Annotated in this window: 21 protein-coding genes and 1 pseudogene; 4 read left to right on the forward strand and 18 right to left on the reverse strand. The window is 55.6% G+C overall.

Annotated elements, in window-relative coordinates; translation table 11 throughout:
* Positions 1-30: 30 nt before the first annotated feature.
* Positions 31-645: pseudogene (locus HNR62_RS02430) on the reverse strand (TOBE domain-containing protein); the annotation flags it as partial.
* A gap of 122 nt (positions 646-767) precedes the next feature.
* Here HNR62_RS02430 and HNR62_RS02435 point away from each other — a divergent pair.
* Together HNR62_RS02435 and HNR62_RS02440 are read left to right on the forward strand one after the other, a co-directional pair.
* Positions 768-1,565: a DUF2189 domain-containing protein gene (locus tag HNR62_RS02435; RefSeq protein WP_204794506.1), complete on the forward strand. Its 798-nt coding sequence runs from the start codon at positions 768-770 to the stop codon at positions 1,563-1,565.
* Positions 1,562-2,161 carry a DUF2987 domain-containing protein gene (locus HNR62_RS02440; protein WP_204794507.1) on the forward strand — a complete coding sequence of 200 codons (600 nt, stop codon included), beginning with the start codon at positions 1,562-1,564 and terminating at the stop codon, positions 2,159-2,161. The genes HNR62_RS02435 and HNR62_RS02440 overlap by 4 nt, the downstream gene beginning before the upstream one ends.
* Positions 2,162-2,419: 258 nt before the next feature.
* Here the strand turns inward: HNR62_RS02440 and ttcA are convergent, their stop codons facing one another.
* From ttcA to ccoN, 11 genes are all read right to left on the reverse strand, one after another.
* A complete protein-coding gene (gene ttcA / locus HNR62_RS02445) occupies positions 2,420-3,448 on the reverse strand; it encodes a tRNA 2-thiocytidine(32) synthetase TtcA (protein ID WP_204794508.1) in 1,029 nt (342 codons plus the stop codon).
* A 71-nt stretch (positions 3,449-3,519) separates the two neighbouring features.
* A complete protein-coding gene (gene uspE, locus HNR62_RS02450; RefSeq protein ID WP_204794509.1) occupies positions 3,520-4,431 on the reverse strand; it encodes a universal stress protein UspE in 912 nt (303 codons plus the stop codon).
* Between the two features lie 33 nt (positions 4,432-4,464).
* Positions 4,465-5,211, reverse strand: a complete 747-nt coding sequence (locus HNR62_RS02455; RefSeq protein WP_204794510.1) for an FNR family transcription factor — start codon at positions 5,209-5,211, stop codon at positions 4,465-4,467.
* 65 nt (positions 5,212-5,276) lie between these two features.
* Positions 5,277-5,957 carry a sulfite exporter TauE/SafE family protein gene (locus tag HNR62_RS02460; protein ID WP_338044066.1) on the reverse strand — a complete coding sequence of 227 codons (681 nt, stop codon included), beginning with the start codon at positions 5,955-5,957 and terminating at the stop codon, positions 5,277-5,279.
* Positions 5,941-6,258, reverse strand: a complete 318-nt coding sequence (gene ccoS, locus HNR62_RS16425) for a cbb3-type cytochrome oxidase assembly protein CcoS (RefSeq protein WP_204794511.1) — start codon at positions 6,256-6,258, stop codon at positions 5,941-5,943. The genes HNR62_RS02460 and ccoS overlap by 17 nt, the downstream gene beginning before the upstream one ends.
* A complete protein-coding gene (locus HNR62_RS02470) occupies positions 6,255-8,624 on the reverse strand; it encodes a heavy metal translocating P-type ATPase metal-binding domain-containing protein (RefSeq protein ID WP_204794512.1) in 2,370 nt (789 codons plus the stop codon). The genes ccoS and HNR62_RS02470 overlap by 4 nt, the downstream gene beginning before the upstream one ends.
* Positions 8,625-8,626: 2 nt before the next feature.
* Complete coding sequence (locus tag HNR62_RS02475) at positions 8,627-9,112, reverse strand: FixH family protein (RefSeq protein WP_204794513.1); 486 nt, start codon at positions 9,110-9,112, stop codon at positions 8,627-8,629.
* A gap of 87 nt (positions 9,113-9,199) precedes the next feature.
* On the reverse strand, positions 9,200-10,174 hold the full coding sequence (gene ccoP / locus HNR62_RS02480; RefSeq protein ID WP_204794514.1) for a cytochrome-c oxidase, cbb3-type subunit III: 975 nt from the start codon (positions 10,172-10,174) through the stop codon (positions 9,200-9,202).
* On the reverse strand, positions 10,171-10,386 hold the full coding sequence (locus HNR62_RS02485) for a cbb3-type cytochrome oxidase subunit 3 (RefSeq protein ID WP_204794515.1): 216 nt from the start codon (positions 10,384-10,386) through the stop codon (positions 10,171-10,173). The genes ccoP and HNR62_RS02485 overlap by 4 nt, the downstream gene beginning before the upstream one ends.
* Positions 10,387-10,398: 12 nt before the next feature.
* Positions 10,399-11,016 carry a cytochrome-c oxidase, cbb3-type subunit II gene (gene ccoO / locus HNR62_RS02490; protein ID WP_204794516.1) on the reverse strand — a complete coding sequence of 206 codons (618 nt, stop codon included), beginning with the start codon at positions 11,014-11,016 and terminating at the stop codon, positions 10,399-10,401.
* A 12-nt stretch (positions 11,017-11,028) separates the two neighbouring features.
* The gene (gene ccoN, locus HNR62_RS02495; RefSeq protein WP_204794517.1) at positions 11,029-12,453 is read right to left on the reverse strand and encodes a cytochrome-c oxidase, cbb3-type subunit I; all 1,425 of its coding nucleotides are present in this window, start codon (positions 12,451-12,453) and stop codon (positions 11,029-11,031) included.
* A gap of 310 nt (positions 12,454-12,763) precedes the next feature.
* Here ccoN and HNR62_RS02500 point away from each other — a divergent pair, with 310 nt between their 5' ends.
* Both HNR62_RS02500 and HNR62_RS02505 read left to right on the forward strand, forming a co-directional pair.
* Positions 12,764-13,234, forward strand: a complete 471-nt coding sequence (locus tag HNR62_RS02500) for a hypothetical protein (protein WP_204794518.1) — start codon at positions 12,764-12,766, stop codon at positions 13,232-13,234.
* Between the two features lie 151 nt (positions 13,235-13,385).
* A complete protein-coding gene (locus HNR62_RS02505; protein WP_204794519.1) occupies positions 13,386-14,678 on the forward strand; it encodes a tyrosine-type recombinase/integrase in 1,293 nt (430 codons plus the stop codon).
* Between the two features lie 549 nt (positions 14,679-15,227).
* On the opposite strand, the gene HNR62_RS02510 is transcribed toward HNR62_RS02505, so the two are convergent.
* The 6 genes from HNR62_RS02510 to HNR62_RS02535 form a co-directional block, all read right to left on the reverse strand.
* Positions 15,228-15,479, reverse strand: coding sequence for a hypothetical protein (locus HNR62_RS02510; protein WP_204794520.1), 252 nt, complete (start codon positions 15,477-15,479; stop codon positions 15,228-15,230).
* A 275-nt stretch (positions 15,480-15,754) separates the two neighbouring features.
* Positions 15,755-16,882, reverse strand: coding sequence for an ISAs1 family transposase (locus tag HNR62_RS02515; RefSeq protein WP_204794521.1), 1,128 nt, complete (start codon positions 16,880-16,882; stop codon positions 15,755-15,757).
* A 381-nt stretch (positions 16,883-17,263) separates the two neighbouring features.
* On the reverse strand, positions 17,264-18,118 hold the full coding sequence (locus HNR62_RS02520) for a hypothetical protein (protein ID WP_204794522.1): 855 nt from the start codon (positions 18,116-18,118) through the stop codon (positions 17,264-17,266).
* A gap of 150 nt (positions 18,119-18,268) precedes the next feature.
* Complete coding sequence (locus tag HNR62_RS02525) at positions 18,269-18,949, reverse strand: hypothetical protein (protein ID WP_204794523.1); 681 nt, start codon at positions 18,947-18,949, stop codon at positions 18,269-18,271.
* Entirely contained in the window at positions 18,950-21,817 is a 2,868-nt protein-coding gene (locus HNR62_RS02530) for an ATP-binding protein (protein ID WP_204794524.1), read from the reverse strand.
* A gap of 9 nt (positions 21,818-21,826) precedes the next feature.
* Positions 21,827-24,721, reverse strand: a complete 2,895-nt coding sequence (locus tag HNR62_RS02535) for a DUF1156 domain-containing protein (RefSeq protein ID WP_204794525.1) — start codon at positions 24,719-24,721, stop codon at positions 21,827-21,829.
* Positions 24,722-24,764 lie beyond the last annotated feature (43 nt).

Consider the following 24,764-nt stretch of genomic DNA (forward strand, 5'->3'; position numbering starts at 1 on the left):
CCGTCTGGAGCCCCTTTTTCGCGCAAACCGTCAGTGCTGTTCATAGGGCAACACCACCTCCCAGCCATCGACCCAGCTGACGCTGACCTGCTGTCCCAGACGATAATCGAAGTCCGGATCATCCTCGTCGAAAAACTCGGAGATCAGGATCTGCCGGCCCGACGGCAGCGCCACCCGCGACTCCAGGGTCGCGCCCTTGTACAACCGTTCGACAATGCGGCCCGGCACGCCTTTTTTATTCGAATCAAGAGAGTGTGTATCGCTGGGGCATGTGTCGCCGGAGTGAGTGTCGCTGACTTCGGGGATACTCACCGCCATGCGCACGTCTTCCGGACGCAACAGCACGCACACCTTGTCACCGGTACTGAACGGATGCCGGCTGTGCACCACGCAGTCCCGACCTTCTACCCGGGCATGCCAGGCGCCGGTCGGCTCGGCCCGCGCCAGCAGCTCGCCGTCCATGATGTTGATCTCACCGATAAAGCGGGCCACAAACAGGTTGGCCGGCGACTCGTAAATCTCCCTCGGGGTACCGTCCTGCACTATCTTGCCGCCGTGCATCACCACTATCCTGTCGGACATGGACAGGGCTTCCTCCTGATCGTGGGTCACGAACACGAAGGTAATGCCGAGCCTGCGCTGCAGCTGCTTGAGCTGAACACGGTGTTCACCTTTTTTAATTCCCTTGTTTTTATAATGGCTTAGCGCTACTGCCTCAGGCCTCTTCCTCCGTTATAATGGCACCACTTCCAGTAAGAGAGCGTATTATGAACGAACCACGATTTGCCCGGCTGCAACAGTCGCTGGAGCAGGGCTTTACACTGACTCCCAAGGCTATTTTTCAGGAGGCCTGGCAGCGTATTCAGGGCGCCAAAATGCCGATATTGCTGGCCACCGTTGGTGTGGTCGGCTGCTGGCTGCTGCTGAACCAGTTATTGATGACGGTCGGTGGTGAAGGCGAGGAGGCGTCATGGAATCTGAGCCTGCTGGGCTTGCTGATTTCCATGATCATGGCCCCGATGAGCGGTGGCCTGGACATGATGGGCGTACACAGATCCGTAGACAGACCCATACGCCCCAATCAGATTTTCGACTACTTCCGCTATCTGCTCCCCCTGGCGCTGGCCAGCATGCTCATGGGCATCATCAGCAGCCTGTTTCTGCCCCTGGGCCAAAGCCTGGGACTGCCGCCCATGGTGTCGATGCTGCCGACGCTGATCCTGAGCGTGGCCTTGATGTTCACCTTTCCGTTGATCCTGGAAAAGGGCCTGAGCCCGGTACAGGCCATTATTACCTCGTTGCGTCTCTTTGCCCGCCAGTGGCTGATGCTGCTGTCTATCCATCTGATGCTGATGCTGCTGTTCATGGGCGCGGTATTGACCTTCGGCATCGGCCTGGTCTGGGTCGCCCCCCTTTATATAGTGGTGAAGGGTATTCTCTACCGAGAAGCCTGCGGCGTTGAAGGCATGCCGGAAGATCAGCAAGCCCCTGCTGTCAATGGCCCCCTAAATGGCTCCCCAAATAACTCCAAAGACAATAGTCCCAAGGATCGTTTCGACGCATGAAGCTCTCTTTCATCATTGCCATGCTGGCCCTGACCGCCGCCACCGCGCAGGCGATCCCCTTCAACCTGGGCTACAGCGGCTTTTACAAATACATGGCCAAGGTAGAAAAAGCCGGGGTCGAGCACACCGAGCTCGGCTTTTATCTGAGCCGCACCGACGGCCAGGGGCTCTGTAACATAGAATCCGGCATCATTCGGGTGGATGACAGCCTCAAGGGAGTCGTCAGGGTGCTGCCCCACGGCCAGTTTGTGTTGCCCTACGATAAACAATTGCATCTGGACAAGGCCCTGGTCGAACTCGAGGTGACCGATGCCGGGCAATGTGATATCTCCATTCAGATCCAGGCCAATCTGGCCGCCGGCCATGTCTCCATGGCGCAACTGCGCCAGGTAGAAGACGAAATGTATCGCCTGTTACAGAAGATGGCCGGCTGGCCCGGGAGATACTTTGTACCGGAACTGAAGGGGATAAAGCTGCATCCGGCCGAGCCGGGCCAACGCCTGAACGGTATGGAACAACAAACGCTGAGCGATGCCGAGCTGGCGGGCGAGCACAGCCTGTCATTGCCGGCAGTGCGGATCACGCCCTGGTTTTAAGAAGACACTGGATTCCCGCCTTCGCGGGAATGACGATAGAAGACCCTGGCAGTCGGCCGGCAATATGAGCAAGCCAGCTTCTTCTATCAAAATATAAATGAATCATTTCACAAAAATGCAGCACAAAAATCTTATCAATGAAATGCCGACCCGGTAATTACCGATACCAGACAGGATAAAACGCGGCCAGATCCATCAGTACAAAGTGATCAACAAAAAAGGCGCCTCGGCGCCTTTTTTTGTTATTTCATTCGATGGTTACTTCACTTCGATGATGTCGAGCCGTTCGCCCGGTGCCGGCGCGGTATCGTCCTCGTCTTTATCGATAAAGCGTGGCGCCACCTCCGGCTTGTCGAAACCGATGTCGCCGCCGTCGATCACGCCCGAGTCGCTGTTGATGCTCTTGAAGTCGAACTGCTGATGATCCAGCAGGTGAGACGGCACCAGGTTCTGCAGCGAGCGGAACATGCTTTCGATGCGGCCGGGAAAGCGTTTGTCCCAGTCTTGCAGCATGTTCTTGATCGCCTGACGCTGCAGGTTTTCCTGCGAGCCGCACAGGTTGCAGGGGATGATCGGAAACTCGCGGGCTTCGGCAAAGCGCACCAGGTCTTTTTCTTTACAGTACGCCAGCGGACGGATCACCACATGCTTGCCGTTATCGCTGACCAGCTTGGGCGGCATCGACTTCATGGTGCCGCCATAGAACATGTTCAGCAGCAGCGTTTCGAGAATGTCGTCTCTGTGGTGGCCCAGGGCAATCTTGGTCGCGCCCAGCTCGGTGGCGGTACGATACAGAATACCCCGGCGCAGGCGGGAACACAGCGAGCAGGTGGTTTTTCCTTCCGGCACCTTGTCCATCACGATGGAATAGGTGTCTTCTTCCACTATCCGGTATTCCACCCCCAGCTCATCCAGGTAGGCGGGCAGCACATGCTCGGGAAAGCCCGGCTGTTTCTGATCCAGGTTCACCGCTATGATGTCGAAATGGATCGGGGCATGGGCTTTCATGTTGAGCAGAATATCGAGCATGGCATAACTGTCCTTGCCGCCGGACAGGCACACCATGACCTTATCGCCGTCTTCAATCATGTTGAAGTCGGCAATGGCTTCACCCACATGACGACGCAGTCGCTTGTGCAGCTTGTTAAAGTTGTATGCCTGCTTGACTGATGGAGCAGACTTAACTTGTTCGGCAATCGCTTGTTCGGCAATCGCTTGTTCGGCAATCGCTTGTTCGGCAATCGCTTGTTTGGCAATGGCGTGTTCGGAAATGGCGTGTTCGGTCATGGTAACCCCGGCAAAAAAACTGGGGTTATTATAGTGACTGGCGCCCCGAGGGCAAGGCGCCAGTGGCGGGATCACCGGTCTGACCGCAGCACCAGTACGTCACAGCTGAGCTTGTCGATCACATGCTCGGCGGTATTGCCGAGCAGGGCGGCGGACAGACCGGTACGGCCGACCGAGCCCAGGATCACCAGGCTGGCATTGATGTCGTCGGCACAGCGGGGGATCACCTCTTCTGCCAGTCCTTCCTCCAGATGCAGCGCCCTGGACTCCAGATCGAAACGCACCGCATATTCATACATGGCGCGCTCATGGTGTTTCTTCACCGCGGCATTGTAGACATGAGGGTCGAAGTCGGGCAATTCCAGCGCCATGTTGGTCGGGGTAATGGGATAGGCGTTCACCAGATGCAGGCTGGCCGACAGCAGTCGCGCTACCTCCGCACTTTCGGCGATAACCTTGTTATTCAGCGCGTCCTGGTCCTTGTCGTCGCTGCAGCAGTTGACGGCCGCCAGTACATTGCCACCCATGGGCCAGTCCCGCTCCTTGATCAGTAACACCGGGCAGGGGCACTTGCGCAGCAGATGCCAGTCGGTGGGGGTAAAGATAAAGGACTGGATCATGGAATGCTTGTGGGTGCTTTTGACCACCAGATCGTGCTGGCCATCCTGCACCTGCTGAATAATGGCTTCGAACGGACGGCTGTGCCATACCACTTTGATATTAAAGTTAATCTTGCTGTCTTCATAGGGAGTCAGCAGGGTTTTCAGCCACTCTTCCCGCCCCTGAACCACCCCCTCACGCATTTCGTCCCGCTCGGTGCTGGACAACATGGAGGTCATTTCATAAGAAAAGTCATAGATAGGCAGAAACAGGGTAATGTCGGCCTGCTCCTGCAGGGCGGCGACAGACACGGCACGGTGCAGGGCCGGTTGGGTTTCCGCCACCGGGTCCATTACCACCAGAATATGTTGATACTTGATCATAAAGCGTCCCTTTCATGAAAGTAATGATGCTGGTCAGACCGCTGGCGGCGTGCCGGCCAACAGGGCCAGCGCAGGCAGATCCACGATGCGAATGTACTTGCCATCCACCTCGATCAGATGGTTTTTCTGAAAACGGCCCAGCAGGCGGCTGACGGTTTCGACGGTCAATCCCAGATAGTTGCCGATATCACCCCGGGTCATGGTCAGGCGAAACTCGCGGGCCGAAAAGCCGCGCATGGAAAAACGGTTCGACAGGCCGTGCAGAAAAGAGGCCAGTCGCTCTTCCGCGGTTTTCCTGGACAGCAACAGTATCATCTGCTGGTCGCCATTGATCTCGTTGCTCATCAAGCGCATGATCTGCTGCCGCAACCGGGGCAGCTTGCCAGACAAGTCGTCCAGCACCTCATAGGGGATCTCGCAGACCATGGCGGTTTCCAGCGCCTGGGCAAAGGAGGGATGGTGACCGTTATTGATGGCGTCGAAGCCGATGAGATCGCCGGCCAGATGAAAGGCGGTGATCTGTTCGTCGCCCTGCTCGCTAATGGTATAAGACTTGATAGAGCCGGAGCGGATGGCGTACAGCGCCTTTAGCTCTTCGCCGGCCTTGAACAATTCCTGACCTTTCTGAATCGGCTTTTTGCGCTCTATGATGTTGTCCAGCTCGTCCAGCTCGTCGGTGTTAAGCCCGAGCGGAATACATAACTGGCTGATGCTGCAATCCTGGCAGTGAATGGCAGAACTGCTCGCGGCGGTTTTCGTGGCTTTTATAATATTTCCCATAACTCGATTGCTTCCGTGAGATCACAGCACAATCATAGCACCGATGCCAGAGGCTGAATAGCGTGTTAAAGCAGCGAAAAAGCCTGATAGAGCGTGAATAAACCATAACAAATCAACAAGATGCCCGAACTTTGACGAAACCCCGGATGATTGAGCCAATGCCTGAGCTGGCCGGCCAGTCCGCCCAGAGCCAGCAGGGTAGGCAGGGTGCCCAGCCCGAACAAGGCCATCACCCGGGCACCTTCCATGGCGCCGCCCGACACCGCACTCCAGGTCAGCGCCGAATATACCAGGCCGCAAGGCAACCAGCCCCATATCATGCCGAAGGGCAGGGCCGCCACGGGATGCCGGAACGGCACAAAGCGAGCGGCCAGCGGTTTGAGGTGCCGCCAGAGACCGTTGCCCAGCTTTTCCAGCCGCAACAACAGAAACCACCAGCGCGCCAGATAGAGCCCGAGCAATATGGTCATGACCCCGGCCAGCAGCCGTAAAAAGACCAGCCCCTGTTTGCCCAGGCTGATGTCCGCCAGACTGGCGAAAACGCCGCCGACCAGGGCACCGGCCAGGCTGTAACTGACAATGCGCCCGGCGTTGTAACTGAGCAGATACCACCATTGCCAGCGGCGCTGGGTCGTGGGAATGGCCATGGAAAAGGCCGCCGCCACACCGCCGCACATGGCAATGCAGTGACCGGCCCCCAGGAAGCCAATCAGCAGCGCCGCCCAGGCATCAAGCTGAGTGGTCACGGCGGTCCTGCTGTTTGGCGTTATCTTGTGAGGAGTCGCCTTGTGCGGCATTGTCTTGTGAGGCATCGCCTTGTGAGTCGTCGTCCTGCTTCTCTTGGCCTTGCTTCGGCCGGTCCTGTGGAACCTGGCGTTGCGCCTGTTGATGAGCCACCTCGTCGTCATCAAACAGAATATTGCTGCCATGTCGATCCAGGTCTTCAAACTGGTCGCTTTTTACCGACCAGAAGAAAACGACGATGGCGATGGCGGCAAACACCATGGCGATGGGGATCATCAGGTACCAGATTTCGACATCGTTCATCGTCGGGAAAGCCTCAGTGAATTGGTCATCACAATCAGGGAGCTGACCGACATGCCGACCATGGCAAACCAGGGAGAAACCTGGCCCATGGCCGCCAGCGGCAGTATCACCAGGTTATAACCCAGCGCCCAGCCAAAGTTCTGTTTGATCACCCGGCGGCAGCGGGCGGAGAGATGGCGAGCGGTCAGAATATGCCGCAGATCATCGGCCAGCAGGATGGCGTCGGCACTGCTCTTGGCGATATCGGTGCCGCCGGCCATGGCAAAGGACACATGCGCCCCGGCCAGCACAGGCGCATCGTTGATGCCATCGCCGACCATCAGGCAGATGTCACCGCTCTGATCGCAGCGGCGCAGGTAGGCCAGTTTGTCATCGGGGCTGGCGTGCTTGATCAGGGTGTCGACACCAAGCCGCTCGGCAACCTGCTCGGCCTGACCGGAGCTGTCGCCGGTAAGAATGGTGGTGGCAATACCCAGATCCCGGCAGTCACGAATCAAGGCGTCGGCTTCTTCACGCAGCGGATCGGTCAGTTCGAAACGTGCGACCAGGCCTTGCTCATTGGCCAGATAGACACAGAGCCTGGCATCCTGATGATCCGGTGCCAGCCAGGCCCCGCTGCCCAGATGCCAGCGGGTGCCGTCAAGCAGGCCACTGACGCCGCGACCGACCCGATTTTCTCGTTCGGATACCTGCAACCGCGCGTCCTGATAAGGTCGGAAAGCACGGGCAATGGGGTGTTCCGACCGGGCTTCCAGCGCGGCGGCCATGGCCAATACCTGCGGCTCGCTCCATTCGGCCAGCAGGGTCACGGCGGTGACGGCCACCTCACCCCGGGTCAGGGTACCGGTTTTATCGAACACGATGCGGTTGACCCTGGGCAGGGTATCCAGCACATGGGCCCGGCGCACCAGTATGCCGGAGCGACTCAGGCGCGAGGTGGCCACGGTCAGCGCCGTGGGGGTCGCCAGCGACAGGGCACAGGGGCAGGTGGCCACCAGCACCGACAGCATGACCCAGAACGCCTTGTCGGCATCGAGCTGCAGCCATACCAGATAGGTGGCCAGGGTCACCAGCAGCAGCGCCGCCACAAAGTAGCGGGACAGCTGATCGGCCAGAATGGCCACCCTGGGTTTTTCCGCCAGGGCATCGTCCTGGGCGCGCAGAATTTCCGATACCCGGGCATCGGACAGGGGGCGCAGCACCCGCAACCGCAACGGCGATTCCACGTTGGTGGTACCGGCAAAGACGGTATCGCCCCGATGCCGGGTGACCGGCAGGTGCTCACCGGTCAGCATCGACTCATCCACGCTGGTGCTGCCGTCGAGTATCTGTGCATCGGCCGGGATCTGGCTGCCCGGGGACACCAGCACGATGTGACCCGGTTGCAGGGTTTTGGCGGCCATGTCCTGCTCGCCGGCTTCGGTTTCCACCCGGGCCAGCATGGGCACCAGCAAGGTCAGGTTGGCGGTGGTTTCCGAGGCCCGCCGCTTGGCCCGCATTTCCAGGAAACGACCGGTCAACAGCAGAAAGGCGAACATGGACACGCATTCGTAATAGACATCACCGGTCCCGGTAACGGTGGCATAGACGGAGGCGACAAAGGCAAACACCATCGCCAGCGACACCGGCAGGTCCATGTTCAGCGCCCGGTTTTTAAGGCCACGCCAGGCATTTCGATAGAAGGGCAGGGCAGAGTAGCTCATCACAGGGATCGACAGCCAGAGGCTGATCCAGCGAAAGTATTCGACCAGATCCGCATCGGTGCCCGGAAACAAATCTTCATACAGGGCCAGGGCCACCATCATTACCTGCATGCTGGCGATGCCCGCCACGCCCATGCGCAGCAGATAGGACTTCACTTCCCGATTGTAGGCCTGCTCCTGCCGGTGGGGCTGAAAGGGTCGTGCCTGATAGCCGATGTCGGCAAAGGCGGCCAGCAGACGGCTCAGGGGCACCTGTTCGTCCTGCCAGCGCAGCCGGGCCCGCTCCGTGGTGGTATTGACCTGGATCAGTGACACCCCCGGCACCCGCGCCAGATGGCGCTCGATCAGCCAGGCACAGGCGGCACAACTCAGGCCGGAAATGGAGAGCTGTACTTCTTTAAGGTTGTCTTTATCACTGACGAAGTCCTGCTGTATCTCGGCCAGATCGTAATGTTGCAACTGCTTCAGTTCGTCGGGCACCGCATCGGCCTTGGGGGCCGGCGCGGAGCGATGTTGATAGTAGCTGCCCAGGCCGCAGTCGATAATGGTCTCGGCCACCGCCAGACAGCCGGGGCAGCAGAAGGGCTGAATAACGCCCTCCAACTTCAATTGATGTGTGCTGCCGGTGGGGAGGGCTTCACCGCAATGAAAACAGCCAGCCACGATCAGCTGCCGGCGCGAATAATCAGCCGATCGGCTATCGGCAGGCTGATGCGTTTTTGCATGCGCCAATGGCCATCGAAGGCCTCAATCTGCAGGTTCCACTGGCCCTTCATCAGGGGTTGTTCCAGCCGCTCGCGATACACACCGCCGGCGTCGCTGGTCATCAGCATCTGTTGATCCTGCTTGGCGAGCGTAGGGTGGGTGAAGTACAGCCGTACCGCTTCACCATTATTATGTCGGCCTGCTATCTCGAGTACGATTTGATCGTCCTGATAGCGCAGCTCGGCGACCAGCCCCAGCTCGGCGGCGGTTTTCAGCTCGCTGAGATCCTGGTTGATGGCCCGGCCTTTTTTGTAGTAGTCATCGACCACCATGCTGTCGGCCCCGGAGCTGGCCAGGTGAAAGGTATAAAGGCTGGCCGCGACCGCACACAAGGGCAACACGATAAGAAACCAGGGCCAGAACTGCTGATACCAGGGACGTTGCATAACCAATTCCTACGACAAAAAAGCGGCGTCTAATATAACAAAAAAAGCCCCGACCAGCGGGGCTTTTTCACCAAAGCCCGGTGGGCCTTATTTACTGTTGTTCAGGCTGTAAACATAAGAGGCGAGCAGATGTACCTTGTCTTCACCCAGAATGTCTTGCCAGGCCGGCATAACGCCGGCACGACCGTTGCGGATGCTGTCTTCCACCGCGGCACGAGAACCGCCATAGAGCCAGATGCCGTCGGTCAGGTTGGGCGCACCCAAGGCCGGGTTACCCTTGGCGTCCATACCATGACAGGCGGCACATACGGCGAAGCGGGCCTGCCCCTTCTGGGCTTCTACCGCATCGACCTTACGGCCGGACAGGCTCAGCACATAGGAGGTCACTTCTCGCACGCCGTCCTCACCGAGGCTGTCTCCCCAGGCCGGCATGGCACCGGTGCGACCGTGCATGATGCTGGCCTTGATTTGCTCGGGTGTGCCACCGTACAGCCAGTCGGCATCGGTCAGGTTGGGGAAGCCGCGGGCACCACGGGCATCGGAACCATGACACTGGGCACAGTTCTGCAGAAACAGCCGCTGACCCACCTTGGTGGCGTTTTCGTCGAGCGCAAGGTCGGCAATGGCGCGATAGCTCTGGCCATCGGCCTCGTAGGTCAGCTCACGGAACTTGGCACCGAAGACTTCATCGGCCTTGACCATTTCCCGCTCGTACTGCACCAGCTTGCCCTGCTCACGCGCGTCGGCCGACGCGGCATGATATTCCTCCAGCGAACGCACATTCTGGTTGGAACTCTGCCAACCCAGCAGGCCCTTGAAGTTACCCAGACCCGGATACAGCGCCAGATAGAAGAGCGAGAACACCACCATGAACACAAACAGGTAGCTCCACCACTTGGGCAGCGGGTTGTTCAGTTCGGTAATACCATCGTAGGTATGACCGGTGGGCGCGCCTTCTTCCATCCCCATTTTGTCCCGGGAACACCAGATCAGCAGGGCCAGACAACCAAAAATGGTCCCCAGGCTGATCACGGTTACAAAAACACTTAGAAAAGTACTCATTTTTTATTAGCTCCTGCGCGATCCTGCTCAGTACCCCGGGAGGTTCCGTTCGCCTCGTCTTCATCAAAAATCGAGTTGGCTATCGCATCGAACTTGTCTTTGCGTCTTTTACCGTAGGCCCACCGGACCAGACCGATAAACATCACCAGTAACAACAGCGTCTGATAACTGATCAGTGTTGGCTTGAGCGCTTCCAGGGTACTGAAATCCATAATCGACTCCGGTTATTTAAGGGCGTGGCCCAAAGACTGCAGATAGGCGATGATGGCATCCATTTCGGTTTTACCCTTAACGGCAGCCTCGGCACCGGCAATGTCGGCGTCGGTATAGGGAACGCCGAAGCTATCCCGGAACAGGCTCAACTTGGCCGCCGTATGCTTGCCATCCAGTACGTTGGTTTCCAACCAGGGGAAGGCAGGCATGTTCGACTCGGGCACCACATCACGCGGGTTGATCAGGTGCACCCGGTGCCACTCGTCGGAGTAACGACCACCCACGCGCGCCAGATCGGGGCCGGTACGCTTGGAGCCCCACAGGAAAGGGTGCTCCCATACACTTTCACCGGCAACGGAATAGTTACCGTAGCGTTCGGTCTCGGCACGGAAGGGGCGGATCATCTGGCTGTGACACACATGACATCCGTCGCGGATATAGATATCACGACCTTCCATTTCCAGCGCGGTATAAGGACGCAGGCCTTCAACCGGCTCATTGGTCTGCTGCTGGAAAAACAGCGGCACTATTTCGACCAGACCACCGAAGCTGATGGCGATCACGGTGAGCACCACCAACCAGGTAGTCTTGGTTTCAACCAACTCGTGACGATTTTTTGGGTTCTTCATTCACACGTCTCCTTATGCCGGTTGGGGAATGGCTTGCAGGGAGCCTTTCGGCGCCTGAATGGTGCGATAGGCGTTGTAAGCCATCAGCAACATGCCGGTCAGGAAGAAGCAGCCGCCGATGAAACGCACGAAGTAGAACGGGTACGAGGCCTGCAGACTTTCAACAAAGCTGTAAGTCAGGGTGCCGTCGTCGTTCACTGCACGCCACATCAGGCCCTGCATCACACCGCTGATCCACATGGCCACGATGTAAAGCACGGTACCTATGGTCGCCAGCCAGAAATGCGTGTTGATCAGCTTCATGCTGTACATACGCTGCTGACCGAACAGATTGGGGATCAAATGATACACGGCACCGATAGAGATCATGGCAACCCAGCCCAGGGCGCCGGAGTGCACGTGACCCACGGTCCAGTCGGTGTAGTGGGACAGGGCGTTGACGGTCTTGATCGCCATCATGGGGCCTTCGAAGGTGGACATGCCGTAGAACGACAGGGACACGATCAGGAAGCGCAGTATGGGGTCATAACGCAGTTTGTGCCAGGCACCGGACAGGGTCATGATACCGTTGATCATGCCGCCCCAGGAGGGCACGAACAGGATCAGTGACATCACCATCCCCAGCGACTGGGCCCAGTCGGGCAGGGCGGTATAGTGCAGGTGGTGCGAGCCGGCCCAGATATACAGGGTGATCAGCGCCCAGAAGTGCACGATGGACAAACGGTAGGAATACACAGGACGGCCCGCCTGCTTGGGCACGAAGTAGTACATCATGCCCAGGAAGCCGGCCGTCAGCAGGAAGCCTACCGCGTTATGACCATACCACCACTGGATCATGGCATCGGCCGCACCGGCATACATGGAGTAGGACTTCATGCCGGTCAGCGGTACCGCCATGCTGTTGACGATATGCAGTATGGCAATGGTCAGAATAAAGGCACCGTAGAACCAGTTCGCCACGTAGATATGGGAGGTGGTACGCTTGTACAGAGTTCCAAAGAACACCACAGCGTAAGATATCCATACGATGGCAATGGCGACATCGATCGGCCATTCCAGCTCGGCATATTCCTTGGAGGAGGTATACCCCTGGGGCAGGGTGATGATCGCCGCCAGAATAATGGCTTGCCAGCCCCAGAACACGAACGCTGCCAGCGGACCGCCAAAGAGGCGAACCTGACAGGTACGCTGCACCACATAGAAGGAGGTCGCCATCAGGGCGCTACATCCAAACGCAAAAATAACCGCGTTGGTGTGCAAGGGACGCAATCGGCTATAGGTTAACCAGGGCGTTTCGAAGTTGAGGGCAGGCCAGATAAGCTGTGCTGCGATCAGCACACCCAACGACATACCGACAATACCCCAGACTACGGTCATGACCGTAAACTGGCGAACTACAGTATAGTTGTAGTTTGGTTGATTATTAGTTTGACTCATCGTTATAGTTCCGCTTCCACTGCTGTTATTCAGGTTTGCGCTCACACAGGGGTGCTCACGTCGGAAGGATTGAAGACACCGTTTTTCGTTGCTGCTATCAGGTACCCGAACGGCTTTGTTAACTCTATGTTAACAAAGAAGATCGAGTAACGCTGAAGTCACCGCGGTGATGATAAATGAGTGGCTGCAAAAATAACAGTATAAACAGTAATATGATTACCACTTACCCCCCCAAATTAGGCATAAGAAACTCGCTTGTTCAAGATTGAGCAGGGGAGTGAATGGCATGAAATACAGGAAATAAATTGACATGAGAGATCGACTGACCGGCCCCAAACTGGTGCAAATTATGCTGGTACTGGGGATTTTATCGACCGCTTTCTGGCTCCGAACCTATATCGACGTCAGTGAGGACACGGCATTGGAGCAAGAAAACACCGTATTTTGCGACATATCTCACAAGAAATGTCGGGTACAGCGGGGGGAGTGGTGGGCCGAAGCGCGATTGCAGGCCGACAGGCTGCAGCCGGAGTCACCGTTTCAGCTGACACTGACGTTTTCCGATCCCGCGGTAAAAGTCATCCGCAGCCGGCTGGAGGGAGAAACCATGTACATGGGCACGCTGCCGGCCCTGATCAGCGAAAGTACGCCGGGCCACTGGCAGGGGCAGGCATTGGTAGGCGCCTGTACCGAGCGCAGCATGGTGTGGGCCTGGGTACTGGACATAGAACACAACGGCGAACCACAGCAGCTGAAGTTTTTGTTTGAAGTAAAGCAGTGAAGTAGTGAAGTAGTGAAGTAGTGAGGAAGAACAGTGATTAATTGAGCATTTCAGCACCGGATAATGCCGATAATCGTATTTATCGGCATTAGTGTTTATGAATAGGTTACACTGTTTATTCATACAGTTAATGTCAGAAAAAAGCAGCCCTATGATCACCCCCGTATTACCGCTGTTTGATGCTCCCCAGTACCTGGAAGAGGGTAACAGCGTCGTTAACCAGCATATTGCCGATGTCACGCTTAACGCGGTACCCGATGCCGCCTTTCTCTATGAACATGCCATGGACTGGCTGCTCGAAAGCCGGTTCAACGAGAACAATTACAAGACTTACCGCAGCGAGCTCACCACCTTTCTGCACTGGTGTTTCGATGCCGAGCAGGTGTCACCCATAGCGTTGAACCGCCGCGGCATCAACCGTTACGTAGAGTATTGCCTGGCACCACCGAAGGCATTGATTGCCTACCGTAACGTCGCCCAGTTTGTACTGAACAAGGACTGGGGCGAACGTCAGCCCAACCCGCAATGGCGCCCGTTTCTGGGCAAGAAAATCGAGGGTATCGAACAGCCATACCGGCTGAGCGACAAGGCGCTGAAAACCAAGATGGCCATACTGTCTTCCTTCTATGGTTATCTGATCAACGAAGAAGTGACCGAGCGCAACCCGGCGGTCATGTGGATGCGCCACAGCCGTTTTGGCTCCAGTCCCGTGGTGGTTGCCGGTCTCGGCGAAGAAGACGAAGTACGGGTATTCAGCGACTTGCAATGGTCCTATGTGATGAAGACCGCCCGTCTTCTGGCAGAAAAAGAGCCCGAACGACACCAACGTACCCTGTTTTTGATCTCCCTGATGTACGGCTGCTACCTGCGCATCTCGGAAGTCGCAGCCCGACCCGGTTTTTCACCGGTGATGAGCCAGTTTCGCCGCGACGGTCACACCGGCATCTGGAGCTTTCATATTCCGGTCAGCAAAGGTGGCAAAAAGCGCGCCGTGGCCGTGTCCCGCGAACTGCTCGAAGCATTACAGCGTTATCGCCATTACCTCAAGCTGTCACCCTTGCCGGCACCCAACGACGCCACGCCGTTGTTTGTGCGCCACAAGGCCGCCGGCCGGGGGCGGGATCAGGGCCTGCTTAATGCCAACCTCGGCATACGCCAACTGCGTGACCTGCTCAACGAACTGATGGCCGCCGCGGCCGATGCCGCCGCCCGGGACGGTTTCGAACAGGATGCCAGCGAGATGCAGAGCCTGACCGTGCACAGCATTCGTCACACCGGCATTACCCACGACATCAATTACAACGGCCGGCCGCTGTCTCATGTGCAGGCCGACGCCGGCCACGACAGCATAGACACCACCTCGCAGTATCTGCACACCGGCAAGGTCGAACGCCATGAAAGCGCCGCCGGTAAACGACTGGACCGGCTTGATACCAGAGGCTGAAGGCAAGATACATGACTTCGCATAATGTATATTATGTTAAATACAGTTTATGAGTTTCAGGATTGCTACCCGCCTGTGTGTGAGTTCCAGTTTCAAATGGGATTTTTCCACCACCGTGAAACTCTTAATTTTCAGATGCTTATATGAAAAGACTAATAAATTTACAGCGGTTTTTAACAATTTCCTCCAGGCATTTCGGTTTTCTGTACCGTCCCGACATGGCGACGTGCGCGCATGGTTGTTTCATGCCTTAACCGCCATCGCCTGCGCTCCCTGGTTCATGTCAGCACCGTGTGACTGACAGCATCCGGCCATGCTGATGCTCGACCGGCACGGCTCACTGTCTGGTTTGCTCCTGGGCGATGGCGCTCAGTCTGAGATTCAGATCAGTCTGTTGCGATTTGCACTGGCGCCATCCGCTACCGTTAACCATCAAGCGCGTTCAGAGCTAGGCCTGTTGTACTGGTCTGTCTGTTTCGGCTGGCAACATCTTCCGGGTCTATGCAGCCGGTATGTCTGCCATGCATTCACTTACCGAGACACCGATGATTAACCTGCCTCTAGATGGCGCGTCACCTGAGCGGTCATTGCGCCAAAGGTCTTGCTCATCTGAGCGCTGGCTTGCACCATCATGGTAAATGGAGCTGAAAGCGCCATCTCGGATTTCTTTTTATTAACCGCTTTCAACATTATTGTTATGCACAGCAAGTCAGCTATTGAGCGTTGCCCTGGCTGGTGATAGCACACATTACAGAGTTTGTATTTACCATAAACTCTCTCTTGGCCGCAGTCTTGCTCCAAGAGAAACACCTGTATCGCCATTTGATGGATACCAACACAGCCGAGACCAAGTCTTGTATTTTTATCAATCCCCTGCCCTTGGGTTCACTGGCAGCAGTTAGCAAACCAGTCCTTTGGGGTATCGAATACCATTCACAATCCATGTTTGACGAGATTGATTCCATGTTGTCATGTAACTCACCAGGCAGCCTTCGCTATGGTAAGTACCACCACCCGTTGTGATTGAAGTCGCATTCAACCAAGCGCTATTGCCATCAGGGCTGACGCATCAGCGTTCATAATTTGAACATGCTCATTGATTCGAATAAATAATCGTCATTCAAACAACAGAGTTTTCGTTTGTTCGCCATGCTCAGTTTACGTGACGTGTTACGTTTCAACATGTTCAGGATCCATTGTCTGATCACCGCCAGGTTTTCACCTGCGTGGCCAGCTCTGGCTTGAAGTTGGTCTTCGTTAAAGGCGATATCCAGCGTCCAGTGCAGCAGGTTTTCCACCGACCAATGCGAGCGAGTGGCCTTCAGTGCCGCGCTGGCATCCAGTGCTCGGCTGCTGATATAAAAGCGAACAAAATCATGGCCTTTTCCATTCTCTATGCGCTCGGCTTGCACGGCAATCAGGGTCTTGGCTTTCCACGTTTGGCATATCGGCACGTGTTCATCGACGGCAATCGCCCAGCATCGGCGATGTTCTTTACGGCCATGTTGCGCATCGAACTGCTCACTGAATTCAGGGCCAGGAATATCCACGGCGGTCGTGTCCCAGTAGGCTTGAAACCGGGCCTGAACCTCGGCGCTGAGCGTGGGTTGATTGTCTTTTACCGCCAGCAGGTAATCGGCTCCCTTTTTGATGATGGTGTCCGCAATGTTCACTTGAGTACCGGCCGCATCGATACTGACCAGGCAGCCTTCGAGTTCAAGCGCTTGGAGCAGGGCCGGGATGGCGGTGATTTCGTTCGACTTCTGAGCCACCTTTTGCTGGCCGATACACAGGCCCAGCTCGGTTGACCAGGCGTTGACCATGTGCACCGGCTTGGCCCCTTTGCCCTTGGCGGTGGCACGCAGGGCCTTGCCATCAATGGCGAGCTGCCCTGATAGCGTTTCGTTCTCCAGAATGTCGCTAACCCACTCCTGGAAAAGGGATTTCAGGCTATCTGGCGGCAGGAGAGCAAAGACCCGGTTGAAGGTGTCGTGCGAAGGGACGCCGCCAGGCAGTGACAGCCATCGTCGGAACCATTGCTCCCGCTCCTTGGCAAACAGGGTGATCTCACTCCAGGTATCGAAGCCGCACATCATGGCGCAGGTGGCCATGAACACGACCTCTGATAAAACATGCGAGCACTTCGCCGGTAGGCGCGGATCTGGGAGCGTTTCGAGGTAATCGAGCAAAGGTTTTTGGGCCATAATGAAGCACGGTTGGTCAAGATCGCCACTATTTACTCTCTTGTGGCGAAGGAGACAAGCCTAACCGCTCATCTTGCTGTTGGACTGATCGATGCTTGATCAGGTTGTTCGAAAAGTGATCATGCGTCAGCCCTGCTATTGCCATAGCCAGTAAGCGTGCCACTTGTTGTGGTGGTGCTTGGAAGGCGGTATGTGCCCCCGCCTATTCTGAACTGGAAGGCTCTGACTCCATTGCCCATATCCATTGCGTTAACGGGCGGGCCATCATCGAGGATTACCTCCCGAATATCTCTGCCTATATACTGCTTCATATGAGTTGAAACACAGCCGGATAAGATAACGAATAGTACGGCGATAAAGATGGCTCGCATGCTCGTCATCCTAAAGCTGATTGCAGTACTGCCTGGCTGCACTGCAATCAACGATTTCAGCGCCCGACACGTCCTGAGGCATCTCCCAGAGAAATCTGAACTCTCTTTGGTGTGAATAGCGCATCGGTTTGATGAAGTGTTTGCCCGCCTTCACCATCTGCCCTGTTCTATGGGATAACTGATGTCGGTCCACATCATGCCCAGGAAAACCGAGAACGGCTTTGTGAGGATGATACAGGCACTGCCCATATGTGAAAGTTGAGGCGCTGATTGCGCTTGCAATGGCTTGGGCAAACCCTGCGGGATCTGTGACGATAAACCCGCTGTCGTAGCCGAATTTCTTCATGGTTGTCTGGTCAAGGTGTCCGACATAGGTACAGAACATACGATGGTTATAGCCTGAGCCATATTTTCCTGCCATAACACCAAAAGGTGTCTTGGCCACCAATGTAACCGCCCCCTCTTCCACATCACCTATCTCTGGGTGGTCAAAATCATTGTAGTAAGCAAATGACCCCAGTTGCAGTTTTCCGGTCAGGAAGAACTTGTCAATATGTTCTTTCTTGCCGAGTTTAACCACTGGCTCCTGTGGAGCGCGATTCAGTTTGAATCGTTTTTCAGGCAAGGGCTTGACGAACTGGCCAGGTTTAAGAGAATGATCAAAAGGTGTGTCATGAACCAGAGCACCGCATAATCCCTGAAGTTCAAAGTCAGATAATTTTCTTTCGATCCACATATGTTTGTATACACGGAATGAACCAGACATATCAATATCCCCATTGTTATTATGGCTTATTTCATTGTGATCTACATTTTTTGCACCAGCTTTGGTTACTGATTCCACTAGGAAGTGTTCGAAAGCCAAACAAGGCCTCTAGCTCCTGATGAGTTTTAGCCACGGTCTTTTCACATTTAGGACAGGTGTGGGGTAATCTAATTGAGCCGCTCATAGGAGCCTCCTTGTTCATGTGTTAGGCACACGCTAGTATACCTAGGTAAACCATTGATAATATTACTAAGATGCTTTTTCTAGAATGGAAATGATATCTTTAAGTCCTTCCATGGGTAATATAGCAAGCCCATCAATATCATCGAATTTGCTAGGATCGGTAAGCTTTTCGAACTCATCGGCTGCTTCTGCCGTTGCAACAAACATAAATCGCTTTACATCGATCTCTTTAGTCTGATCCTCGGATAATTCAAATAATATAAAAGATACCCCAGACCTTGTTTGTAAAGTTAATGTGCTATATTCACCTTCAGATATTGATGATGTGTGATTCCATATTTTACGAAGATTGGATATCAAGCCGGGTAACTCATCTTTGTCAATGTAACTTCCTAATGCGATATCACTATGCTTTGATCTGTGAATTGACACTTGGACTCCATCTGCCCCTTCAAGGCTACCAACCTGATTGGAGTTGATGGTGGTGAATTTTATCGGCTTTTCATCGGCAGATAGATATTCTCCTACTGGCTTGAGTTTCGAATAAATTGCAACACCTCTCTGGTCTAGAAACGTTTCTATTTTCGTATCATATTCGGTTGACGAGTAGACGGACATAGAAAAAATCAGTGCAATAGACGCCATGGCAATTTTTCGTATCATGATGCTTCCCTCATCATTCATTAATTTGATCTGCTGAAAAAGTATGGCCGATGAAAATTCAGCTCGGCCATACTGTTTATTCATTTACCCGCCTTCAAACTCGGAGTTTGAAAACTTCAGCACGCTACAGTTTTCCTTGATGGTGCGCTGCAAAGACTCATCGAAGCCATCGGAGACAGATGCCTGTATTTCAACGGAGATCGAGACATCAACGCCCAGTTTGGCGGTGAACTGCTGCACGATTTCATCGACGATGTTGGCGAATTCCATTTTGGCTTTCACCGGATCAAGGTTGATGGTGCCATAGAACTGCTTTTTGGCTGCGGTTTGCACCTGCTCCAGTGTCACCTGCGCCGTATTTCCATTTGAGGAGACGGCTCTTGTCTCTACCGCAGTAGAGGCATGATTCCCCGCCTCGCCCACCACAGATCCTGTCGGCGCAGACTGATGTGCTTCCCCTTCCCCTGCCGTTATTACTACCGGCTGAGGTGCAGGCTTTGTTCGTTCGATGTAGCTTTCGGCTTCATCCCGCGCAATCAGCACACTATCGTTATCCAGGGTAATCGGGCCGCCATTGCCAAAACGGAAACCGAGGTAGCGATCCCCATCTCGACCAGCGGCAAACCCGAAGAAGTCCTGGCTATCCAGTCCATGCAACAGGGCGTCACGGAACACGGTGTCGTTAACCAGGCGCGGTAAATACAGATAATGGCAGCTATCCTGGTAGACCCTGAGTGCATTAACATCCAAGGCGCCATCCTTGAAATACCACTGATTCAGCAGGTTGCGCAGGTGAATGGGCGACCATTCAAATACCACCCATTCTTCTTCCCGAAGCTTGTTTTCTATTTCCTGCACCAGATTGCTGGCATTGGTGGATAACACCACAGCTTCCCAGTCCAGCTTCTGGTCGGTGGCACGGAACTGCTGAGGGCACAGCAGCCACTTGTAGGCTTCACGCACCACCTGTTGCAGGCTGCGCTCGGCACCACTGCTGTTTTTTCTGGCCAGGTTGGCCTGAAACAGATCCAGGTTGAGCTTGCCTTCGTCGATGTCCTTGACGATTTCCCGCCAGGCCAGATAGGATTTACCTGCCTCCCGCAACCTGCTCACCACATCGGCATCGGGCGCCAGGAAGATCAGGCGATTGCGTTTTTGGCGGGGCTGCTCGCCACGGTGCTGAAGTATTTTCTCGGCCGCATTCACCGCCGAACCGGTATCGGCGCGGCTATAGGCATCGGTCGGCGGCAATACCACCAACCGTGGTCCGTTGCCGTATTCATCGGGCACATCGGCAGACAGGGTAAAGACATGGATACCGCCAAAGATATGGCTCCGGCCAAAGAGCCCCGTTACCCGGCGTTTCAGCTCATCTTGCAAGTCCGCCTTGTCGATATTCAGCTTGCGGCTTTCCATTTCCCGACGCAGGTTCGGTTTGGTGTCCAGCCAGAACCGCTCCTGATCCGAATAAAGGTAATGCAGCCTGTCCCGCAGCCGCTTGAGCACGTCTTCGAATACGCCGATGGTCTGACCGGGGTGGACGGTACCCAGCAGAATTCGCTCCAGATCTATGCCCTTGATGACCTGGTCCTTGCCCGAAGGAGCGCTGCCCAGAAATACGGTACGCATCACCCGTTGCGCCGCCTGTACCCCGCCAAAACGGGTATCGTCACCGTCAATACGGTGTGGCTCGGAACGGTCGCCGTCCACTTCCCGCTCCATCACCGGCTCCCAGCCCTGGGACAGGTAATGGATACTTTTATTACGCACCACGCTGTCATCGAGCGGAATCGAGCCCGGCATGATCAGGGCATCCTGATTATTGTCATTCCACAGCCGGTGGATAATCACCGCCATATACTGAAGCACGCCACGGGTGCGTTGAAACTTGTCCAGGGTGGACCAGTCCTCGTACAGACGATCGAAAATTTCCGGATGAATGGGATAAGAGCTGCACATCCGCTCGAAATACTGGTTGGACTGGGTTTCCAGCGGAAAGGCGCTGGCCTGCTGACGATAAAAATCGGCAAACTGGCGGCAGGTGCCTTCAATCAGCGCCTGCTCACCGGCATATTCAAACAGCCGACGGCGCACTATTTCAAAGGCTTCTTCGGTGGCTACCGGTTTCCATACCGATTCGACCCGGCCAAAATGCTTTTCCAGCGCTACCAGGGTTTTTTGGCCGAAGGAATCCCCTGCTTCGGTTTCCGACTCCGGCAACGACGCCAGCAGGATGGCATTGGGTACCGCTTTCAGCGCTTCGGTCAGGGCCTGAATAAACTTTAGGTTACTCTCGTAGCTGCCCGCATTAAGCTGCTTGCCCGGGGTGAGATCGCTGAAGAATTTTTGCAACTCATCGATCAAGATCACACAGGGTGCAGCCTTGTTCAGCAGTGTTATCAGGGTATCCTTGCCCGGTGCGGTACCGTCTCTATCGCTGGCAGCGACGATCTGATGGCCCTCCTCCCCCAGTAACTGCCAGGCCATTTCTCCCCACAGGGTATTGGCGGTAATGCTGCCATGGGGCTTGCCTTCACTGACCGACAGATTGATGCCGTCCAGCACCGCAATATGGGCATTGGGCAAGTCGCTGATCCGGGCTTCATCCAGGATGGGCGGTATACCTTGCAGTTTGTCGGTGCTGACCTGGCGTGCGGCCAGGTGATATACCGTTAACATGGTGTGGGTTTTACCGCCCCCAAAGGCGGTTTGCAGCTGGATAACCGGATCACCGCCCATGCCGGCCAGGCGCTGGGCCACGGAAATCAGCAGCAGGCGCATGCCTTCGGTAATAAAGGTACGGGCAAAGAACTTCTCCGCATCCTGATATTCCTCCGGGGCCTTGCCGGTGGCGACCTGGGTGATATCGGCGGCAAATTCCGACTGCTTGAAGGTGCCTTCCAATACGTCTTTATGGGGGCGCGCTATCTCGCGCCAGGGTCTTAAACTCATGGTGACTCCTTAAAACAGCTCGGTCTGGCTTCCGGAATGGCCGGCGTCGTGTGACGCGGCGACGATGGCAGGCCAGGCGCCGATTAATTCGTTATAGGCACGGGCGTCTTCCGCCCATTTCTTGCGTTCGCACAGGGTATAGAGGTGGTAGGCCAGCTGGCGGATGGCCTCGCCCAGCTCGGGCATTCTGGCCAGCAAGGCTCCTGCACCGGTTTCACCCAGCCGGTTGAGGGCGCGGATTATCTGATGACAGGCTTCCCACACCGGGGTGCGGATATCATAGGCAGGGTCCCAGTCTTCGGGGTATTCGGTCCATTTCAGCAGCCGCACCTTGCCGCCACTGGCCGCAATCACACCGGCGTGGGCCACGCCTTCTACCGAGGTGCCCTTGGCCCGGGCCAGGGTATCGGCCTCGCCAAAGGGACCCTGGCTCCAGCCGTACTGGCTGAACCAGTCGTCACAGAACAGGGTATCGGCATCAAAACTGCCGCTGTCCGGGTTCAGGTAGTCGGTAATGGCGCGGTTAATCAAAATCAGCGCATCCTTGACGCTCATGCGCGAGCCATCCTGGTTGAGCACCACCTCGTATTGGGAAAAAATTGCCATGCCGGGGCCGATGGCGGACTGGGCCAGATCCACCGGCGCTATGGGCGCCTCGCCGGTTTCGCCGCCAATCATGGCCTCCAGCGCCTCCGGCATCTGTTCGCGCAGTTCGCGGATAAACTGGCGGCGGGAGATGCTCTCGGCACTGGGCTGGAGCTTTTTGCACACCAACACGATAGATGACGCCAGGGCATTGGTACCGGAACCAATCATACGGTTACCCATTTCGGTACGCATTGGCCAGGTGCCGTCGATGGAAAATCCGGCCTGGAGTACCGCCTCCAGAAAGGTCACCCAGCCGGTGCTGGTGGTGCTGCCTTCCCTGGTTTCCGATTGCTTGAAGGCATAGTAAATGGTCACCGGAAAGGCCGGGTGCGCCTGCTCAGCCAACCGCTGAATCGCTTGAGTCATGCCTGCCATAAAAAACTGTTCGGCCTTTTCCTTGCTGCCGTGCCGATAGGGAGTGGCAACCAGCTCTTCGGCCTTGGGCACCGCCATGGTGCCAAACAAACCGGGATAGATATTGCGCAGTGAACGGCGCAGCCAGACATAGAAGAAATCGGACAGATCGGCATAGCCGATATTGTCGTAATAAGGGGGGTCACTTGAAACCACTTTAAAATTGCTTATTGATTGAGTCGCGGCATCCTGTTGCAGCGAACACCCCGAATTTGATGGTGACAAGTTGTTCAATACATCAATTGCCCACCCAACCCCTCCCATAAAATTACCTGTTGAGGTTGAGGTAGGGTTAGCCTCAGCGAAATCCCATGTCATGGGGATAGCTTGCCGGGCAAATGTATTTCGAGTGCTGCTTCTGGAAGAGTCCCATCCACATATTGTTGAGCCTCGGTCAGCCAGCTTATTAATTGCAAACGATAAATAAACCGCCAGCGCATCACCATAGGCTGTTGCTCCCGTTCCTCCCTGATCGATCCCCAGGCCATCATCGGCCATGCCGGCCGCTTTGGCATCGACAATCACCTGTTCCCGGGCTTCCTGCACCAGATCAGAGAAGGTGGTCAGGGCGACAAGTTGGCGAGAGGTGAAAAGGTCAAGAAACTTGGTCATCCCATACTCAACCACATTTGTTCTACCAGGCCAGTGAGATATTTCAGTTTCAGTAAAGCGATCGCCATCCGCAGAGTTGGCTATTCTTTCCATCTCCAAGGTTGGAGGTAAATAAACTCTACCTTTCTTACCCTCGGCAACAACCGCCATTAACTTATTTCCCATCCGCCCGTTTTTTGCCTCATTTCGAATATATTTAAAGGGCATGGCCGTTTGTGAAAGTATGCAAGTTCCACCACTGCGAATAACAGTTCCCTCTATTGCATCGTCTGTAGGCTTACCTAATCTGATTTCAAAATGGTATCCATTGCTTTCGATTATGGGCTCTACCCAAGCTTCCTTTCCCTTTTTGCTGGACAACACAAAGGAACGAACCAAAGGAACATCTACATGGCTAAATGCCGGGCTTGGACTCTTCACAGTTCGCGCCCACAGCCAGGCGATGACCGTTAGCTGCTCTCCCTCATAAGGTTTCAGATCCGGTCGCTCGGCCACCATCTCGGGAGTAATGGTGACTTTGGGATAGAGATGGCCGATACGCTCGAATGCCTGTTCCCGCATCCAGTGACCGTAGCGGCGTACATCTTCGGCCAGCCCCCGAGCCCCGGGCCAGTCGTCCATCAGCTTGCTTTGCTTTTCACCGGCGGGCAGTGGCCCCACCGGGGTGCTCCCGACAAACTTGGGCGGAATTTCAATCATCGCCTTGTTGATCATCACCGCCACCGGGTTGAGATCCGAGGCATGACTTTCCAGCCCCAGGCGCTGGGCTTCCAGCGGCAGGGCCCCACCACCGGCAAAGGGATCGTGAAAGGCGGGCAGTTGCTCTGGGTTGAACAGCTCGGCGGCCTGAGGGTGGTTGCGATTGAGGTGGCAGGTTTCCCGCCAGCTATCGCGAATGGCGGCCCGGGCGCGCTCCAGCACCTCCTCGTTGTTGGTGTTTTCCCATTTCACCAGGTCGCGGATGATTTGAAACAGCTCCTCGCGTTTGCGCTCGGCTTCTTTTTTATTGACTCCGTAGCGAAAGCCCTCGCCCTGCTGATAACCGGGGTCGTTGACCATCTGGGCGAAAATCACCGCCCGCGCCGCCGCCAGCGGCCGTCGCGCCCACCACAGATGCAATGTGCTGGGGTGGCCATGGCGGATGGATTTTTCCCGGGCTGCCGCCAGGTTGATGTCTTCCAGTGGCAAGGCCACTTCGATCAGTTTTTTCGGTGATTTGATGGTTGTCATTTTTATCCCTTTTATCCCTGTTTATTTCTTTTTTATTTCTTTT

Source organism: Oceanisphaera litoralis, from assembly GCF_016907015.1.
GTDB classification, from domain to species: domain Bacteria; phylum Pseudomonadota; class Gammaproteobacteria; order Enterobacterales; family Aeromonadaceae; genus Oceanimonas; species Oceanimonas litoralis.

What these genes read in the sequence shown, in the direction of transcription:
- HNR62_RS02485 (WP_204794515.1), bottom strand. Translation starts at nt 10,386, where the DNA reads ATGGATTTCAGTACCCTGGAAGCGCTCAAGCCAACACTGATCAGTTAT.
- ccoN (WP_204794517.1), bottom strand. Translation starts at nt 12,453, where the DNA reads ATGAGTCAAACTAATAATCAACCAAACTACAACTATACTGTAGTTCGC.
- HNR62_RS02525 (WP_204794523.1), bottom strand. Translation starts at nt 18,949, where the DNA reads ATGAATAAACAGTATGGCCGAGCTGAATTTTCATCGGCCATACTTTTT.
- HNR62_RS02515 (WP_204794521.1), bottom strand. Translation starts at nt 16,882, where the DNA reads ATGGCCCAAAAACCTTTGCTCGATTACCTCGAAACGCTCCCAGATCCG.
- HNR62_RS02535 (WP_204794525.1), bottom strand. Translation starts at nt 24,721, where the DNA reads ATGACAACCATCAAATCACCGAAAAAACTGATCGAAGTGGCCTTGCCA.
- HNR62_RS02435 (WP_204794506.1), top strand. Translation starts at nt 768, where the DNA reads ATGAACGAACCACGATTTGCCCGGCTGCAACAGTCGCTGGAGCAGGGC.
- ccoS (WP_204794511.1), bottom strand. Translation starts at nt 6,258, where the DNA reads ATGAACGATGTCGAAATCTGGTACCTGATGATCCCCATCGCCATGGTG.
- HNR62_RS02500 (WP_204794518.1), top strand. Translation starts at nt 12,764, where the DNA reads ATGAGAGATCGACTGACCGGCCCCAAACTGGTGCAAATTATGCTGGTA.
- ttcA (WP_204794508.1), bottom strand. Translation starts at nt 3,448, where the DNA reads ATGACCGAACACGCCATTTCCGAACACGCCATTGCCAAACAAGCGATT.
- HNR62_RS02440 (WP_204794507.1), top strand. Translation starts at nt 1,562, where the DNA reads ATGAAGCTCTCTTTCATCATTGCCATGCTGGCCCTGACCGCCGCCACC.
- ccoP (WP_204794514.1), bottom strand. Translation starts at nt 10,174, where the DNA reads ATGAGTACTTTTCTAAGTGTTTTTGTAACCGTGATCAGCCTGGGGACC.
- ccoO (WP_204794516.1), bottom strand. Translation starts at nt 11,016, where the DNA reads ATGAAGAACCCAAAAAATCGTCACGAGTTGGTTGAAACCAAGACTACC.
- HNR62_RS02505 (WP_204794519.1), top strand. Translation starts at nt 13,386, where the DNA reads ATGATCACCCCCGTATTACCGCTGTTTGATGCTCCCCAGTACCTGGAA.
- HNR62_RS02475 (WP_204794513.1), bottom strand. Translation starts at nt 9,112, where the DNA reads ATGCAACGTCCCTGGTATCAGCAGTTCTGGCCCTGGTTTCTTATCGTG.
- HNR62_RS02530 (WP_204794524.1), bottom strand. Translation starts at nt 21,817, where the DNA reads ATGAGTTTAAGACCCTGGCGCGAGATAGCGCGCCCCCATAAAGACGTA.
- uspE (WP_204794509.1), bottom strand. Translation starts at nt 4,431, where the DNA reads ATGATCAAGTATCAACATATTCTGGTGGTAATGGACCCGGTGGCGGAA.
- HNR62_RS02455 (WP_204794510.1), bottom strand. Translation starts at nt 5,211, where the DNA reads ATGGGAAATATTATAAAAGCCACGAAAACCGCCGCGAGCAGTTCTGCC.